Source organism: Pseudomonas sp. P1.8, assembly GCF_001269805.1.
Classification (GTDB): Bacteria; Pseudomonadota; Gammaproteobacteria; order Pseudomonadales; family Pseudomonadaceae; genus Aquipseudomonas.
The window spans coordinates 358,225-375,777 of record NZ_LHVM01000007.1; the positions used below are offsets into that span (position 1 = coordinate 358,225).

Genomic DNA, 17,553 nt, shown 5'->3' on the forward strand with positions numbered 1-17,553 from the left:
GAGAATCCTTTCAACCTCAAACGATAGCCGTAAAAAAGCCCCGCATCTCGTCAAGAGAGCGGGGCGTTGTGTATTTTTTGCGTTTAGATCTGTTCAGCCCACAGATCGTATTCGTCGGCGTCAGTCACCTTGCACCAGACTTTGTCGCCCGGCTTGAGGTTGCTGCCGTTGTCGATGAATACGTTGCCATCGATTTCCGGGGCATCGAAGAAGCAGCGGCCAACGGCGCCTTGCTCGTCGACTTCATCGACCAGCACTTCGATCTCACGGCCGATGCGCATTTGCAGGCGAGCCGAGCTGATGGCCTGCTGGTGTGCCATGAAACGGTCCCAACGGTCCTGCTTGACGTCGTCAGGGACGACTTCCAGGTCCAGGTCGTTGGCCGGAGCGCCTTCGACCGGCGAGTACTGGAAGCAGCCGACACGATCAAGCTGGGCTTCGGTCAGCCAGTTCAACAGGTACTGGAAGTCTTCTTCGGTTTCGCCGGGGAAGCCGACGATGAAGGTCGAACGGATGATCAGGTCCGGGCAGATCTCGCGCCAGTTCTTGATGCGCGCCAGGGTCTTGTCTTCGAAGGCCGGGCGTTTCATCGACTTCAACACTTTCGGGCTGGCGTGCTGGAACGGGATGTCCAGGTACGGCAGGATCTTGCCGGCGGCCATCAGCGGGATCAGTTCGTCGACGTGCGGGTACGGGTAAACGTAGTGCAGGCGAACCCATACGCCGAGGGTGCTCAGGGCTTCGCAAAGTTCGGTCATGCGGGTTTTCACCGGCGCGCCGTTCCAGAAGCCGGTGCGGTATTTCACGTCGACGCCATAGGCGCTGGTGTCTTGGGAAATGACCAGCAACTCTTTGACGCCGGACTTGACCAGGCGCTGGGCCTCGTCCAGCACATCACCGACTGGACGGCTGACCAGTTTGCCGCGCATCGACGGAATGATGCAGAAGCTGCAGCTGTGGTTGCAGCCTTCGGAAATCTTCAGGTAGGCGTAGTGGCGCGGGGTCAGCTTGATGCCTTGAGGCGGCACCAGGTCGATCAGCGGGTTATGGTCCTGACGCGGCGGCACGACTTCGTGCACGGCATTGACCACTTGCTCGTACTGCTGCGGACCGGTCACGGCCAGCACGCTCGGGTGTACGTTGCGAATGTTGCCTTCTTCGACGCCCATGCAGCCGGTGACGATGACCTTGCCGTTTTCCTTGATGGCTTCACCGATCACTTCCAAAGACTCGGCCTTGGCCGAATCGATGAAACCGCAGGTGTTGACCACCACGACGTCGGCGTCCTGATAGGTGGACACCACGTCATAACCTTCCATGCGCAACTGGGTCAGGATGCGCTCGGAGTCGACCAGTGCTTTGGGGCAACCCAGAGATACGAAGCCAACCTTTGGATTGGCCGGCGCAGGAGTGGTGGACATGTCTAACCTCGGTGTTTTGTGACGCCGCTGCCGCGTAGGGCAAACCGACGGACGGGCGCTTGAAGTGCGCCTCTGATCAAAAAGTGCGCAATTCTAGCGATGAGTCGTTCACTTGACCAGCTTTATGCAGGGAAATACGACGAGTGCTGCGCTATGCTTCGCGCCGTTGGGGTTTACCGATTTTTTACAGTCAACAATTCGTCTGTAACCTGAAGTAAAACAGCGCATGCTGCACCTCAAAGCATAGTGCTTCTTTCAAAGAAGCCCGGGTCTGGGTAGTAGGAGTGGTGGATGGGTCAGGCAAGTAGTCAGGCTGCGGGCGCCGAGCATTCGGCGGCGAAACCGATCGGCATGCTGGTCGCCGCAGTCGGGGTGGTATATGGCGACATCGGCACCAGTCCGTTGTACACCCTCAAGGAAGTGTTTTCCGGCGGCTATGGCGTACCGGTCAACCACGACGGCGTGCTGGGGATTCTGGCACTGATCTTCTGGTCGCTGATCTGGGTCGTGTCGATCAAGTACATGATGTTTGTCCTGCGCGCCGACAACCAGGGTGAAGGCGGGATCATGGCCTTGACCGCGCTGGCCCGGCGAGCGGCGGCGGGGCATGCCAAACTGCGCGGCTTTCTGGTGGTCTGCGGGCTGATTGGTGCGGCGCTGTTCTATGGCGACAGCATGATCACCCCGGCGATTTCCGTGCTCTCGGCGATTGAAGGCCTGGGGCTGGCGTTCGATGGTATCGACCATTGGGTGGTGCCGCTGTCATTGGTGGTGTTGGTCGCGCTGTTTCTGATCCAGCGTCACGGCACGGCGCGGATTGGCATTCTGTTCGGGCCGATCATGGTCACCTGGTTTCTGGTGCTGGGCGCACTGGGCGTCTACGGCATCATTCAGCACCCGGAAGTGTTGCAAGCGATGAACCCGGCGTGGGGTGTGCGCTTTTTCATCGTGCATCCGGGCATGGGCGTGGCGATACTTGGCGCCGTGGTGCTGGCATTGACCGGTGCCGAAGCGCTGTACGCGGACATGGGCCACTTCGGCCGTAAACCGATTGCCCGTGCGTGGTTCATCCTCGTGCTGCCGGCGCTGGTGCTGAACTATTTCGGTCAGGGTGCCTTGCTGCTCGGTGACCCGGAAGCGGCCCGCAACCCGTTCTATCTGCTGGCGCCAAGCTGGGCGTTGATCCCGCTGGTGGGGCTGTCGACCCTGGCGACGGTCATTGCCTCGCAAGCGGTGATTTCCGGTGCGTTCTCCCTGACCCGTCAGGCGATCCAGCTCGGTTACATTCCGCGAATGCACATCCAGCACACCTCAAGCGCCGAGCAGGGCCAGATCTACATCGGTGCGGTCAACTGGGCGCTGATGGTCGGCGTGGTCCTGCTGGTGCTGGGCTTTGAATCCTCTGGTGCTCTGGCTTCGGCCTATGGCGTGGCCGTGACCGGGACCATGCTGATGACCAGCATTCTGGTGTCGGCAGTGATTTTGCTGCTGTGGAAGTGGCCGCCAGTCCTGGTGGTGCCGGTTCTGTTGGGCTTCGTGTTGGTCGACGGTTTGTACTTCGCCGCCAACGTGCCGAAAATCGTTCAGGGCGGTGCGTTTCCGGTGATCGCCGGTCTCGCGCTGTTCGTGCTGATGACCACCTGGAAGCGTGGCAAGCAGTTGCTGGTCGATCGTATCGATGAGGGTGGATTGCCGCTGCCGATCTTCATCAGCAGTATCGCCGTACAGCCGCCGCACCGTGTTCAGGGCACTGCCGTATTCCTGACGGCGCGCCCGGATGCCGTGCCCCATGCGCTGTTGCACAACCTGTTGCACAACCAGGTGCTGCACGAGCAAGTGGTGTTGCTGACGGTGGTGTACGAAGACATCCCGCGGGTGCCACCGTCCCGGCGCTTTGAAGTCGATTCCTACGGTGAAGGCTTCTTCCGGGTCATCCTGCACTTTGGCTTCACCGACGAGCCGGATGTACCCAAAGCGTTGAAACTGTGCCACCTCGACGAGTTGGACTTCAGCCCGATGCGCACCACGTATTTCCTCAGCCGTGAGACGGTTATTGCCTCCAAGCTCGAAGGCATGTCCCGCTGGCGCGAGGCGCTGTTTGCTTTCATGTTGCAGAACGCCAATGGCAATTTGCGCTTCTTCAATCTGCCGCTGAATCGGGTGATTGAGCTGGGGACGCAGGTGGAGATGTAAGCCCCAACAAATAGCCCCCGTTGCCATTGCGGCAGCGGGGGCTTTTTTGTGTTCAAAAGATCGCAGCCTTCGGCAACTCCTACGGGGCGTACGCCGCTCCATGTGGGAGCTGCCGAAGGCTGCGATCTTTTTGGGAGGCTCTATCAGGTCACTCTTGAGCGCTCGCTTCGGCTTCCTTCGCCTGACGCTTCTCGATCACATCCACCAGGCGCTGGGCCAGCGCCGGGTAGTTCTCGTCGAAGTGGTGGCCGCCAGGCAGCTTGATGGCTTCGCCCACCGCAGTCTTGTCGGTGCAGCCACTCTCGTCGCTTTCTTCTTCACCGTAGATGCACACCACTTTGGCGGCTGGCAGCTTGGCCATTTCCGGGCCGGTGGCGGCTTCTTTGCCGGCGTTGCCGAGCCAGCCTTCGACTTCGATTTCGAAGCTGCCGGTGCGGGCGAAAGCCAGCAGGATGATCGCGTCGACACGCTGCTGTTCCGATTCGGCCAGACGGTTGTAGATAGCCGGCAGGACGTCCGCACCGAACGAGTAGCCAGTCAGGATGAAGCGCTTGGTGCCCCATTTCTGCCGGTAATGCTGCATCAGTTCGGCCAGGTCCAGCGCGCTTTGTTCAGGGCTTTTGTGTTGCCAGTAATAGCGCAGGGTGTCGATGCCGACCACCGGATAGCCGATCTTCGCCATTTCGCCAGCTACGTCGCGGTCGAGGTCGCGCCAGCCGCCGTCACCGGACAGGAACAGGGTCACGGTGTCCTTGGCCTGACCCGCTGGCACTTCGACCACCGGGATCTGCAGGCCGCCAGCGGCTTTGTCACCGCCGACGAGGATCTTGCGCAGTTCGTTGTTCAGCACTTGCGGCAGGTTGATGTCGTAGTCGCTGATGCTGGTTTCGGCGTTGGGCTGGTCACGCACGAAGCCGGCACTGGTATCGTCCGGGTTGTCATTCCACGCTACCAGCCAGTGACCGTGGGCAGCACTTTTCGGTAACAGGTGGGTGCAACCGCCGGGTTTTTCCAGGGCCAGGTCCACAGAAACCGCCTGGGCCTTGTCGTTCTTCTGCTCCGACAACCAGCGCCAGGCGAGCACGGCGCCAGGGCCAATACCGCTGACCAGGGTTGCCGGGCCTTTCAATTCGCGCAGGCCGGCTTGCAGGGCGCGACTTTGCAGCAGGCAGTCCTTGGGCAGGATCACCTGGACGATTTGCGCTGAAGCGCTACGGCTCAGGGTGGTCAATTGTTTGTCATTGAGCTTCTGGTCATCATTGACCGCCACCAGCACCTGAGCCTTGGGCGTCGTGCCGGGGGTAACGCGGGTCATGACGGCGCCATCGGCCGGTGTGAGTTGTTCCAGGGTCGGTTCCGGTGCCGGGCGTTTGAGGTACCAGAAACCGCCACCGAGAATCACGGCCAGCACAATCAGTACCGCCAGGATGTACTTCAGGGAGCGTTGAATCATCAGCGTTTCACCAATCCAGTCAAGCCGCCCGCGATCAGGGCAGCAGTGTCGGCCAGGGCAACCAGCGGATCGAGTCCGGCGGGCACGGCCATATAACGGGGTTCCCAGTCAGGCTGGAACTTGTCTTTGAAGCGGCGCAAGCCTTGGAAGTTGTAGAGCTGCTCACCACGGCGGAATACCATCGAGCCCAGGCGCTGGGTCAACGGTGCGCCACGACGGGGTTGCAACCCCGACAACGGCACCATGCCCAGGCTGAAACGCGCGTATCCATGATTTTTATAATGTTGAATCAGGCCGACCATCATGAACTCCATGGTCAGTTTCGGGGCCTCCGGATGCGCTCGCATCAGGTCGAGGCTGGCCAGGTCATGGTTGTAGGTCTCGAGCAGGTTGGCGAACGCCACCGGGCGCCCTTCGAAACGAATCACTGCAATGCGGAAATGCTTGAGATAGTCATCGCTGAAGCGGCCGAGCGAGAAGCCTTTCTCGCGCACGTTCTTGCCGGTCAGCCAGGCATCGGAAATGACCTTGAGCTCATCCATCGGTGCCTGCCCCGGCTCATGGATCTCCAGGGACAAGCCGTCACGGGTGCCGCGGTTCCAGGTGTAGCGCAGGTCCTTCATCTCTTTGCCCTTGGCTTCGAGATCAAAGCGCTTGAGGTCGACCCGGGCTTCTTCGCCGAGCTTGATCGCGGTCAAGCCGATGTCCATGTAGTACGGAAGGTTCTCCGCACGTACTTGATAAAACACGGGACGGGCGTGATGGATGTCGCACAGGTCGCGGAACTGCCAGATCATTTCGGCCCGTTGCTGGCCAGGTCCGATAGGGTCGTACAGCGCCACCAGGCTGCGGCCACGGCGGGCGTACATCAGGAACGCCTCGTCGTTAGGGTGAAACAGCAGCGCCTTGTCACCGGTCAGCGCGAGGCCACCGTCCGGTTGCGCGGAGGCCATGAGGATCCTGCTCGCTCGCTCTAGCTCTTCAGGTGTCGGTAGATGGATCACCGGGCGAGCGGTGCGCAGCAGCCAGGTCAGGGACACCACCACCAACAGCACTGCCGCGCCGAGCAGCGAGCGCAAACCGCGTGGGGCATCGGCGTCGAGGGTGAACTGCCACCACAGTTGATGGCTATACGGAACGTCCTGATAGGCGAACAGCAGCAGCCACATGGACGCACCGAGTACGCACAGGCTGGCGACCAGATAAAGCGGCGAAAATGGCAATTCGGTCAGGCGGCTCGGGCGATAGAACGAACGCCGGAAAACCCCCAGCAGGCTCGCCGTCAGCACCATCAGGCTGGCTTCCTCCCAGTCAAAACCCTTGAGCAGCGAGAGCAGGGCGCCCACCAGCAGCAGAATGGTGGTCAGCATCCACGCAGCCGACAGACGACGACGCAAGCCTTGGGCCAGCAGCAGGCACAGCACACCGATCAGGCTGGCGCCAAAGTGCGAAGCATCGACCAAACGATGAGGGATCAGAAATCCGATGTGTTCCAGGCGTGTATCGATTTCCGGCGTTGCCCCGGAGAACAGCAGCACCACACCGGACAGGAACACCAGCACCGCCAGGATCGGCGCGGCCAAGCCAGAAGCTGCGCGCAAGGTCTGGCGCGTCTGGAACAGGCGTTGACCTTCGTTGATCAGCAGCAGCAGGCAAGCGATCAGCAGCGGCAGCACGACATAGATCAAGCGATAGAGCAGCAGGGCGGCGGCCAGTGGCGCAGCGCCCAGTGTGTCGGAGAAAGCCGCCAGCAAGATCGCTTCGAACACGCCGACACCGCCCGGCACATGGCTGAGCACGCCGGCGGCCAGGGCCAGCAGATACACCAGCAGGAATGCGCCGAATGGTGGCGCTTCGGGCAACAAGAGATACAGCACGGTTGCGGCGGCGGCCACGTCCAGGGCGGTGATGATCAATTGCAGGAAGGTCAGGCGCCGACCCGGCAGGCGCAACGTGCGGCGTCCGATCTTGACCAGCAGATTGTCAGGTAAAGGCTGTTCCGGCAGGCGACGTCGGTAGATCCCGATGGCCAGAACCGAGAACAGCAGCAGCACGGCTGTTGCAATGATGCCCAAGAGGGTCGCGGAGAGTCCCAGGGCGGCGGAAGCCGCAGGCAGGTTGCTGAGGGTTGCCAGTGCGGCCAGCGGGGGCAGGGCGCAGCCCAGCGACAGGCTGGCAAACAATGTCATGCGGGCGACTTCGGCCGCGCCTACACCATCACGGGCATATAGGCGGTAGCGAACCGAACCGCCCGACAACATCGAAAGGCCGATGGCGTTGCCGATGGCAAATGCCGTGAACCCCCCCAGCGCTAATGTGCGGGGTGCAAGTCTGACGCCAGCGTAGCGGCTGGCGGACCACTCGTAACCCAGCAGAATGATGAAACCCGCCACGGTTGCGCCCAGAGCGCCAAGCAAGGCCGGTTGCGGAACTTCGAGAATCGAGTCGTGCAGCGCGTCGAGGTCGAGTTCGCTCAGCAAGTGTCGACAGGCAATTAGAGCGATCGTGAACAGCAAAAGTGTGACCGCCAGGCCGATGGGTTGGCGGTACTTGCTGATCTGATCAAGCAGGCGTAAACGCTCAGCCTTGATCGGTTGTGTCGCTGTGACGGGGTCTTTTGGGTCAGACGAGTTGGCGAGCATCAATCACCTCTTGGATTGTGCGCGACAGGATGGAGGTATCGAGCCAAGTTACCAATCCCTGTAGAAAAAAATAATCACAAATATTGACGTCCATCACCGGATGCTTGGGACGGTTCATTATCAGCTGTAAGGGTTTCAGCCTGCGAATGAGCATAGTCTGAACTCGGGGCATTGGGCGGCCCGAACGGCTCGCTACACAGTGACAGATCATTGTTGCGAAAGGACTTTTTCGACAGATACAAAAAAGGCCACTCTTTCGAGTAGCCTTTTTTGATGTTTGGTTGCGGGAGCCGGATTTGAACCGACGACCTTCGGGTTATGAGCCCGACGAGCTACCAGACTGCTCCATCCCGCGTCTGTGTGGCGGCATTCTATAGAGAAACGCTGGGGTGTCAACCGTTAATACCGAATTGGGTCAAATAAACCTAAAGCAGCGGTAAACGGTCGCAGGGTTGGCTTAAGTTTTGGAATCTGAAGGATTTCTCATTTCTGTATGGCCAGGGCGTCTGCCTTGATTTGTAGGAGCCCGGCTTGCCGGCGAAGGCGTCATTGAATCTTGCATCAACAGGAAGAGTTGCTTCGCTGGCAAGCCAGCTCCTGCAGGAAAGACGTCAGTGAGTATGGCGGCGGAGCAAGGGTCACCTTCGCTGGCGTCTAAGAGGAAATACGCGCGCACAAAAAAGGCCACTCTTTCGAGTAGCCTTTTTTGATGTTTGGTTGCGGGAGCCGGATTTGAACCGACGACCTTCGGGTTATGAGCCCGACGAGCTACCAGACTGCTCCATCCCGCGTCTGTGTGGCTCATTCTATAGAGAAGCGCTCGGGTGTCAACCTTCAATTCCGATAAAACCTGTTCATCTTCAATCGCTTAGATCGTTTTGTGGGTGATTGAAAGGGCTGAGAGTGAGGCGGGGCAAGGGCTGTGGCTCTATTGTGATGAGCTTTCTGATTGAAAAAATAAATTCATCAGTGTGTTTTCCTGCACGGGGAAAAGAACATTCAGCACTACTGGTGCTATATACAGGGGTCAGTGAGATACTGTTTATCCGGCACACCATGACCCCCTTTTCCTGCCATGAACACTGCTTCGACATGACCCAGCGAAAGATCATTCACGTCGATTGCGACTGCTTTTATGCCGCTATCGAAATGCGCGACGACCCACGATTGGCGGGTAAGCCGCTGGCGGTAGGCGGCTCGGCGGATCGCCGTGGGGTCATTGCCACCTGCAATTATGAGGCGCGAGCCTATGGTGTGCGTTCGGCCATGTCTTCGGGGCATGCTCTGAAACTGTGCCCGGACCTGACCATCGTCAAGCCGCGCATGGAGGCCTATCGGGAAGCCTCGAAGGAAATTCACACGATCTTTCGCGATTACACCGACATCATTGAACCCCTTTCCCTTGATGAAGCGTATCTCGACGTGTCGGACAGCGCGCATTTCGCGGGTAGCGCGACACGCATCGCCCAAGACATCCGGCGCCGCGTTTCCAATCAGTTGCATATCACCGTGTCTGCCGGGGTGGCGCCGAACAAGTTTCTCGCCAAGATCGCCAGCGACTGGAAAAAGCCCAATGGGTTGTTTGTGATTACGCCGGGTCAGGTCGAAGAGTTTGTCAGTGGTTTGCCGGTGAGCAAGTTGCACGGGGTCGGTAAAGTCACCGCCGACAAGCTTGGCAAGCTCGGTATCGCCGATTGCTCGCAATTGCGCGAATGGGACAAATTGGCACTGGTTCGCGAATTCGGCAGTTTTGGTGAGCGACTCTGGTGTCTGGCCCGTGGGATCGATGACCGAGTAGTACATAACGACAGCCGTCGTCAGTCGATCAGTGTCGAAAACACTTACGACGTGGATCTGCCGGATCTGCGCAGTTGTCTGGATAAGTTGCCCGAGCTGCTGGAAACCCTTGCAGGTCGCATGGCGCGAATCGACAGCAGTTATCGGCCGGGCAAGCCTTTCGTCAAAGTGAAGTTCCACGACTTTACCCAGACCACACTTGAACAGGCCGGAGCAGGGCGGGATCTGGGGAGTTATCAGTTGATGCTGACCCAGGCCTTCAATCGCGGCGGTAAACCGGTTCGGCTGCTTGGGGTTGGGGTGCGGCTGGAGGATTTGCGCAGTGGCTTCGAGCAGATGGAGTTGTTTGAGCGTTAAGTCCTGTAAAGCAAAAGATCGCAGCCTTCGGCAGCTCCTACAGGGAAATGCATTCCAATGTAGGAGCTGCCGAAGGCTGCGATCTTTTTTGGCCTTTAGTTCGGCCGGGGGTTCGCCACCAGTCGCTTACCATCCTTGGCCAATGACTTCAGGAATTCATCCTGTAACTCCGGGTCATTGCGCGTCAGTTCAATCAGGCTCTGTTCCAGTTCGCTGGCTTCTTCTTCAAGGCCCAGCTCCGACAGGCGCTTGACCCGGTGTACCCATTGGCTCACTTCGTCGCCTTCAAGGTCGTCATAGATCAGCCCATGAGCTTCATACAGCTTGCTGCGCAAGGTGCTGCTGACGGCGAGCGAGGAGTCGGTGTGCACGTCGTCCTGGGCGTCTTCGACCTTGATCAGCAGTCGGCTCAGATGATTGATGTCATGTTCGGCAAAAGGACTGTCCAGCAAGTTCAAGCGCAGCACGCCGTTCTTGTCGGTACTCAGCTCGAAGGTTTCCTTGCCGGCCTTGACCTCGACCGGGCGTTCGCTCCACGGCAGGCTTGAGTATTCAGTGCGTTTATCGCGCTGGACCTCATCGATGCCCGCCAGATTTTGCTGGGCCCGACCGTGAGACTGCACGTTCATGAACGGGTTGAGACCGGCAAAACCGTAGCTGAGCCAGTCCTTGGTCACGCTGTCCGGCAGGTTGCCGAGGGTGAATACATTGACCACGTTGGCGCCGACACCCGCCACCACAGCCACCGCACCCAGCGGAATTTCGTAAACCTCCCGCCAGGGTTGGTAAGGCGTATAGCGATCGTAGTGTCGCGTAACTTCGAATTCGGTGACTTCGAAGGTCTTTTGCTCGTGGATCTTCACCCGCCGTTGCGGCAGCTCAAGCACCTTGGGCTCACCAACATCGATCTGCAGGCTGTGATCGAGCAATTTGCGCTCGACACGTTCCTCGTGCTCGCTGCGTTGTGACATGTGATTGGCACAGCCGCTGACCAGCAGGGCGCCGCACAGGGCGGCACCACCGAGGCCTAAGGTGTTTCGCTTGAACATGACGTCTCTATCTGGTTTCAGCGGCGGATACGGGCCTGAAGGAACGACAGCACGTCGGCGACCGGCAGCGCTTGCGCCTCGGCCTCGGTGCGGCTCTTGTATTCCAGGTTGCCTTCGGCGAGGCCGCGGTCACTGACCACGATCCGGTGCGGAATGCCGATCAGTTCCATGTCTGCGAACTTGATGCCCGGGCTGGTTTTTTTGTCGCGGTCGTCCAGCAGCACTTCGAAGCCGGCCGCGGTCAGTTCCGCGTACAGCTTGTCGGTAGCTTCGCGAACCTGTTCGGTTTCATAGCGCAACGGTACCAGGGCAATCTGGAATGGCGCGAGGGTATCGCTCCAGATGATCCCTTTTTCGTCGCTGTTCTGCTCGATGGCAGCCGCCACGACGCGGGACACGCCGATGCCGTAGCAACCCATTTCCAGGGTGACCGGCTTGCCGTTCTCGCCCAGCACTTCGCACTTCATCGCCTTGCTGTACTTGTTGCCCAGCTGGAAGATGTGCCCGACTTCGATGCCGCGCTTGATTTCCAGGGTGCCTTTGCCGTCAGGGCTTGGGTCGCCAGCGACGACATTACGCAGGTCGGCTACGGTCGGAACAGGCAAGTCGCGCTCCCAGTTCACGCCGAAGTAGTGCTTGTCGTCGATGTTGGCACCAATGCCGAAGTCGCTCATCAGTTCGACGGAACGGTCGATGATGATCGGCAGCGGCAGGTTCAACGGGCCGAGAGAGCCGGCACCGGCGCCGATGGCGTCGCGCAGTTCGCTTTCGGACGCCATGACCAGCGGGCTGGCAACGCCAGGCTGGTTGGCGGCCTTGATTTCGTTCAGCTCGTGGTCGCCACGGATGATCAGGGCAATCAGCTTGCCTGGCTCTTCAGCGTGAACCACGAGGGTCTTGATGGTTTTTTCGATCGGCAGGTTGAAGCCTTCGACCAGTTGCGCAATGGTCTTGGCGTTCGGGGTGTCGACCAGGCGTAGCTCTTCGCTCGGTGCTGCGCGGGAGGTTTCGCGAGGCACTGCTTCGGCTTTCTCGATGTTCGCCGCGTAGTCGGAACCGTTGCTGAAGACGATGTCGTCTTCGCCGGACTCGGCCAGTACGTGGAACTCGTGGGAACCGGCGCCGCCGATGGAACCGTTGTCGGCTTCTACAGGGCGGAACTTCAGGCCCAGGCGAGTGAACACGTTGCAGTAAGCCTGGTGCATACGGTCGTAGGTGACCTGCAGCGAAGGCTGGTCAGCGTGGAACGAGTAGGCGTCCTTCATGATGAATTCGCGGCCGCGCATCAAGCCGAAGCGTGGGCGGATTTCGTCACGGAACTTGGTCTGGATCTGGTACAGGTTGATCGGCAGCTGCTTGTAGCTGCTCAATTCGTTGCGCATCAGATCGGTGATGACTTCTTCGTGGGTGGGGCCTGCACAGAAGTCGCGACCGTGGCGATCCTTGAAGCGCAGCAATTCCGGGCCGTACTCTTCCCAGCGACCGGATTCCTGCCACAGCTCAGCCGGTTGAGTGCTCGGCATCAACACTTCGAGAGAGCCGGCGGCGTTCATTTCTTCACGAACGACGGCTTCGACCTTGCGCATTACCCGCAGGCCCATCGGCAGCCAGGTGTACAGGCCCGAGGCGAGTTTGCGGATCATGCCGGCGCGCAGCATCAGCTGATGGCTGATCACGACCGCGTCTGAAGGCGTTTCTTTCTGTGTGGCGAGCAAAAATTGACTGGTGCGCATGGTTGGCCGTTATCGATTGCTGATGACGAGAAATGACGGAGCATTGTACGGGCGAGATCCGCTGGCGTACAGGCGTGCGGTCGGCGGTGTGGCGGCGGGTGGAATTCACGCCGCCCGCGGCAAAGGTTCCTGCAAAAAGCTTCTTATGATTCTTCCGCGACCTGGGTCGGTACCGGTTCCTGTTTGGGGGTCGGGCCTGCGCGGCGGTTCTCCTGGAACCAGTGCAAGGCGATCAGCAGCAGTGTCGGGACGCCCAGAAGAGCAGTGATCAGGAAGAAATTGTGGTAACCGAACTTTTCCACCATGACGCCCGAGTAACCGCCGATCAGGCGTGGCAGCAGGAGCATGATCGAGCTGAGCAGGGCGTACTGGGTGGCGGAGAACTTGAGGTTGGTCAGGCTCGACAGGTAGGCGACGAACGCCGAGGTGGCGAGGCCGGAGCTGAAGTTGTCCAGGGAGATGGTGAGGATCAGCATGTTCAGGTTGGCGCCCATGTCGGCGAGCATCAGGAACAGGATGTTAGTGCCCGCTGATGCGGCGCCGCCGATGAACAGGATCGGCAGAATACCGAATCGCACGATCAGCAGGCCACCCATGCCGGCGCCCACGAGGGTCATGATCAAGCCGAAGATTTTGCTGACGCTGGCGATCTGATCCTTGGTGAAACCCTGGTCGATGTAGAACACATTCGCCATGACGCCCATGACCGTATCGGACATCCGATAGGTGGCGATCAGTCCGAGCAGCAGCAGCGCTTGCCAACGGTAACGCAAAATGAAGTCGTTGATCGGTGTCAGCACTGGTGCCAGCCCGCGGCGGCCCATGGCTGACAGGCACAGGGCGGTGAGGGTGGTGTAGAGGATCGCCCGCAGGAATGCGCGGTCATCGAGCAGTAGGTCGAGCAAGCTCGATCCTTCAAACAACACGCTGGCAAAATCGGTGTTGTAGAGCTGGGTAAACATGGCCGGTACAGAGACCAGCAGCACGATCAGGACGAACACCGAGGCCAGTTGATGCACGAAGCTGTAGCGCCCCGCTTGCAGTTGTGTGCGCAGTGGCACTGGTGGTTCGCGCATGAAAAAGGAAGTGAGCAGCGCAGGAACCATCAGGGCGCCGAACAGCAGATACGTACCGGCCCAGGCCGAATGCTTGTAGTTGAAGCCGGTAGAGCCAAAGCCTTCGGCGAAGAATAAGGCGCCAGCCGTGGCCAGCAGGGCGGCTATCCGATACCCGGACATGTAACTGGCGGCCAGGGCAGCCTGGCGGCTGTCGTCGGCGATTTCCAGGCGGTAGGCATCTACCGCAATGTCTTGGGTCGCCGAAGCGAAAGCTACGACCACGGCAATGGCGATCAGCCAGGACAAGTGCTTTTGCGGGTCGCAGAAACCCATCCCGACCAGGCCGAGAATCACCAGCGCCTGTGACAGCACCAGCCAGGATCGTCGTCGACCGAGTTTGCCGAGCAATGGCAGGCGCCATTGGTCGAGCAACGGGGACCAGACCCATTTGAAGGCGTAGGCCAGTCCGATCAGGCTTGCGTAGCCAATGGTTTCGCGCGCCACACCGGCTTCACGCAACCAGACCGAAAGCGTCGAAAACACCAGCATGTAAGGCAGGCCGGCGGCGAAACCAAGCAGCAACAGCACGAGTGTCGATGGGCTGGCATAAGCGGCGAGCGCGGCGCGCCAGGTTTTACGGGGCATGGGCTGAAGTCTGCCTCAACAAATACGGAAACAAAGCGCGCACTCTAACCGCTGTGCTCTACCGGACGCCAGCCATGACGCTGAATATCAACACGATTATTCAGGACACTGACGCCTTCCATGCGTAGCCGAGCGCGCTGTTCGTCGCCCGAAGGGCTTCCGGCCGGCAGACTCAGGCGGCCACCTGCACCCAGCACGCGATGCCAAGGCAATTTGCTGTCGCCCGGCAATTGGCTGAGTGTGCGACCGACCCAGCGGGCGGCCCGGCCCAATCCCGCCAGTTCAGCCAATTGACCGTAGCTCACGACTTTGCCCGCGGGTACTTGCGCGAGGGTCAGGTACAGCGCCGCGCGTCGGATTTGCGCCGCACTTTCGGGTTCGTTGGTGGATTCGTTCACGATTGCAGCGTCCTGGAAAATGCACAGTACCGTTTGTAGAGTAAATCCTCGATTGCCAGTTGAGAAATGAACTCAATAGAAATCGTCGGGTCAGTCCTTGCTAGTGCCTTATTCCTGCGGATAATGCCGACTTTTTTCGCAATCCTGAGCCTTTATTTGCTTATGTTGTCCAGAACCCTGCTATGCCTCGCTGTCGTCAGTGCCTCCACGCCCTTGCTCGCTGATACCGTCTGGTTGAAAAACGGTGACAAGTTGAGCGGCAAAATCATTCTGTTCGATGGTGGCAAGCTGTTGGTTCAGACCGAGTATGCCGGAACGGTGCCGATTGACTGGAGCAAGGTGAAAACCCTGGAGAGTGACCAACACCTGTTGGTCAAGCAGGATGCCTATACCGGGGAGGTGACCAAGTCGCTGCAGGCGGCGGGGGATGGCAAAGTGACCCTCGCCAACGGTGACGCGCCCAAAACCGTGGAGTTGGCGAGCATCCAGCAGATGCTCAAGCCCAGGCCGGTGGTCGAGGATCTGGTCTGGAAAGGCAACATTGATGCTGCTTTGGATTATCAGCGCGCCGATAAGGATACCGACGATTACGATATCGACTTCAAGACATCTGCGCGTCATGGCCGTTGGCGACATATAGCCGAAGGCGAGTACAACCGGGAATTCCAGGATGACGTGGTCACGACGGACAACTGGCGGGCCGAATATTCCCTTGACCGCTTCCTGACGGAGCAATGGTTCTGGCAGGGTCGTCTGGTCTACAAGCGTGACAAGGTTGAAGATCTTTCCCGCCAGCGCACGGTCGGTACGGGTCCCGGTTATCAGTTCTGGGATAACGAACTGGGCGCGTTCTCCCTGGGTTCGCTGGTCAACCGCACGGACTATGAGTTCGCCGATGGCAGCAAGGAAAACTTCTATTCCGTGGCCATGAAGTGGGATTACAACCGCTACCTGGTGGGCAAGAAAGTTGAGTTCTTCACTAATGGTGAGGTGGGCAAGCCGCTGACGGACGTGGCTGATTACGCATTGGACTCAGAGATAGGCCTGCGCTACAAGGTGACGGACTGGGCTTCGCTCAATCTGAAGGCTGAGCGCAATATCATCAGCGGTACCGACGATGCGGATCTGGATAAGACTCGATACACCGCAGGGTTTGGCGTGACCTGGTAAACGCCAGAAGAAAAGATCGCAGCCTTCGCCAGCTCCTACAGTTTTACACGAGACTCTGTAGGGGCTGGCGAAGGCTGCGATCTTTTTTGTGCGGGTAAAAAACAATCGCCCACAAAAAAGCCCCGCTGTTGAGGCGGGGCTTTTTACTAAAGCAAGTACAAGTTAGATAACTTGAACTTCTTCAGCTTGCATGCCTTTCTGACCGCGGGTAGCGATGAAAGAAACCTGTTGGCCTTCTTTCAGGCTTTTGAAGCCGTCGGATTGGATAGCTTTGAAGTGAACGAACAGGTCGTCACCGGATTGTGGGGTGATGAAGCCGAAGCCTTTTTCATCGTTGAACCACTTAACGGTACCGGTTTGGCGATTAGACATGGTGTAACTCCTTGAACAAAGATAACTGCGACTCAGGAAGAACCCTGGCCGAGACTGAGTGCAAAGAGCAGGAAAAATTCTTGTAGATGGTTGGATCGAAATTCAACATATCGTGTAGAGATTCTCAGTGACACAAGCAGCACAGTGGCGCCACCTTAACCCTTTTTCCGGAACGTGCCAATGCTTCTTGCGAAGGTTTCTCTGTTTTAGTGACTGACGGTGCGGCGAATTGCCCCGAAGGTCCATTAATCCGGGAGGATCGCGAGAATTGCGACAGGCGCTTTGAACCCGACGGCGCGCCCCGGTAAGATGCCGGACAGATTTTCTCCACCTCGCTATTCAGGACACCGCCATGAGCATCAAATCGGACAAGTGGATTCGCCGCATGGCGCAAGAGCACGGCATGATCGAACCTTTCGTCGAGCGCCAGGTGCGCGGCAGCGACGATAGCCGTGTGATCTCCTACGGCGTGTCGAGCTACGGCTACGATGTGCGTTGCACCAATCATTTCAAGGTGTTCACCAACATCAATTCGGCCATCGTTGACCCGAAAAACTTCGATGCCGGCAGCTTCGTCGACATCCACAGCGATGTTTGCATCATTCCGCCGAACTCCTTCGCCCTGGCCAGCACCGTTGAATACTTCCGCATTCCGCGCAATGTATTGACCATTTGCCTGGGTAAAAGCACCTACGCGCGCTGCGGCATCATCGTCAATGTCACGCCGCTTGAGCCGGAGTGGGAAGGTCACGTGACCCTGGAATTTTCCAACACCACCAACCTGCCGGCGAAGATCTACGCCAACGAAGGCGTGGCGCAGATGCTGTTCCTTGAGTCTGACGAAGAATGTGAAGTGTCCTACAAGGACCGTGGCGGCAAGTATCAGGGGCAGCGTGGCGTGACCCTGCCGCGGACCTGAGTCAGCCGTCTGACAATCCGTGGGAATTCTTGAGCGAGCGTACACTCTATGGGGTGTACTGCTCCGGTCCGCGCAAGGCGGACCGGGCCATCGCTCAGGAGTGCATTATGAAGATCGACCCGCGAATCAGTGCCGAACTGGCAAGGCTTGAGCCCAATCAGGTTGGCGTTATGGCTTGGTCCTTGCTGGCTCACCCGCCCATTAGCATGACCGGCGGTATCCCTGGTCAGCCTGATCCCGATACCCCCAACGAACAACCCACCGAACCAGGCGAGCCCACGCTGCCGGACGAGCCACCGCCCGCGCCTGTTGTCTGACAGGGTTATGCAGGAGCGAACCTGTGCCG

General features: G+C 59.0%; 13 protein-coding genes and 2 tRNA genes. 5 read left to right on the forward strand and 10 right to left on the reverse strand.

The window, feature by feature from the left end:
* Nucleotides 1-83: 83 nt before the first annotated feature.
* Nucleotides 84-1,421, reverse strand: coding sequence for a 30S ribosomal protein S12 methylthiotransferase RimO (gene rimO / locus AD668_RS05445; protein WP_034146797.1), 1,338 nt, complete (start codon nt 1,419-1,421; stop codon nt 84-86).
* Between the two features lie 291 nt (nt 1,422-1,712).
* Between rimO and AD668_RS05450 the strand changes: the two genes are divergently transcribed.
* The gene (locus AD668_RS05450) at nt 1,713-3,614 is read left to right on the forward strand and encodes a potassium transporter Kup (protein WP_053155477.1); all 1,902 of its coding nucleotides are present in this window, start codon (nt 1,713-1,715) and stop codon (nt 3,612-3,614) included.
* A gap of 148 nt (nt 3,615-3,762) precedes the next feature.
* Here the strand turns inward: AD668_RS05450 and AD668_RS05455 are convergent, their stop codons facing one another.
* The 4 genes from AD668_RS05455 to AD668_RS05470 all read right to left on the reverse strand — a co-directional run bounded on the left by AD668_RS05455 (nt 3,763) and on the right by AD668_RS05470 (nt 8,500).
* Nucleotides 3,763-5,067 carry a virulence factor family protein gene (locus AD668_RS05455; protein ID WP_053155479.1) on the reverse strand — a complete coding sequence of 435 codons (1,305 nt, stop codon included), beginning with the start codon at nt 5,065-5,067 and terminating at the stop codon, nt 3,763-3,765.
* Nucleotides 5,067-7,709 carry a bifunctional lysylphosphatidylglycerol flippase/synthetase MprF gene (gene mprF, locus AD668_RS05460; RefSeq protein WP_053155481.1) on the reverse strand — a complete coding sequence of 881 codons (2,643 nt, stop codon included), beginning with the start codon at nt 7,707-7,709 and terminating at the stop codon, nt 5,067-5,069. Before mprF ends, AD668_RS05455 begins: the two co-directional genes overlap by 1 nt.
* A gap of 278 nt (nt 7,710-7,987) precedes the next feature.
* A tRNA-Met gene (locus AD668_RS05465) sits at nt 7,988-8,064 on the reverse strand.
* Nucleotides 8,065-8,423: 359 nt separating this feature from the next.
* Nucleotides 8,424-8,500 (reverse strand) — tRNA-Met (locus AD668_RS05470).
* Nucleotides 8,501-8,801: 301 nt separating this feature from the next.
* Here AD668_RS05470 and dinB point away from each other — a divergent pair.
* Nucleotides 8,802-9,863: a DNA polymerase IV gene (gene dinB / locus AD668_RS05475; protein WP_053155483.1), complete on the forward strand. Its 1,062-nt coding sequence runs from the start codon at nt 8,802-8,804 to the stop codon at nt 9,861-9,863.
* A gap of 95 nt (nt 9,864-9,958) precedes the next feature.
* On the opposite strand, the gene AD668_RS05480 is transcribed toward dinB, so the two are convergent.
* The 4 genes from AD668_RS05480 to AD668_RS05495 all read right to left on the reverse strand — a co-directional run bounded on the left by AD668_RS05480 (nt 9,959) and on the right by AD668_RS05495 (nt 14,773).
* The gene (locus AD668_RS05480) at nt 9,959-10,912 is read right to left on the reverse strand and encodes a hypothetical protein (protein ID WP_053155484.1); all 954 of its coding nucleotides are present in this window, start codon (nt 10,910-10,912) and stop codon (nt 9,959-9,961) included.
* Nucleotides 10,913-10,929: 17 nt separating this feature from the next.
* Nucleotides 10,930-12,645 (reverse strand): proline--tRNA ligase, encoded by a 1,716-nt coding sequence (locus AD668_RS05485; RefSeq protein ID WP_053155486.1) that lies wholly within the window; start codon nt 12,643-12,645, stop codon nt 10,930-10,932.
* Nucleotides 12,646-12,788: 143 nt separating this feature from the next.
* Nucleotides 12,789-14,348 (reverse strand): AmpG family muropeptide MFS transporter, encoded by a 1,560-nt coding sequence (locus AD668_RS05490; RefSeq protein WP_053155488.1) that lies wholly within the window; start codon nt 14,346-14,348, stop codon nt 12,789-12,791.
* A gap of 44 nt (nt 14,349-14,392) precedes the next feature.
* Entirely contained in the window at nt 14,393-14,773 is a 381-nt protein-coding gene (locus AD668_RS05495; RefSeq protein ID WP_371259763.1) for an MGMT family protein, read from the reverse strand.
* 135 nt (nt 14,774-14,908) lie between these two features.
* On the opposite strand from AD668_RS05495, the gene AD668_RS05500 reads away from it, so the two are divergent.
* Nucleotides 14,909-15,916 carry a DUF481 domain-containing protein gene (locus AD668_RS05500; protein ID WP_053155492.1) on the forward strand — a complete coding sequence of 336 codons (1,008 nt, stop codon included), beginning with the start codon at nt 14,909-14,911 and terminating at the stop codon, nt 15,914-15,916.
* A gap of 162 nt (nt 15,917-16,078) precedes the next feature.
* On the opposite strand, the gene AD668_RS05505 is transcribed toward AD668_RS05500, so the two are convergent.
* A complete protein-coding gene (locus AD668_RS05505; RefSeq protein ID WP_002554837.1) occupies nt 16,079-16,288 on the reverse strand; it encodes a cold-shock protein in 210 nt (69 codons plus the stop codon).
* A 352-nt stretch (nt 16,289-16,640) separates the two neighbouring features.
* Between AD668_RS05505 and dcd the strand changes: the two genes are divergently transcribed.
* Complete coding sequence (dcd, locus tag AD668_RS05510) at nt 16,641-17,207, forward strand: dCTP deaminase (RefSeq protein WP_007904652.1); 567 nt, start codon at nt 16,641-16,643, stop codon at nt 17,205-17,207.
* A gap of 107 nt (nt 17,208-17,314) precedes the next feature.
* Complete coding sequence (locus AD668_RS05515; RefSeq protein WP_053155493.1) at nt 17,315-17,524, forward strand: hypothetical protein; 210 nt, start codon at nt 17,315-17,317, stop codon at nt 17,522-17,524.
* Nucleotides 17,525-17,553 lie beyond the last annotated feature (29 nt).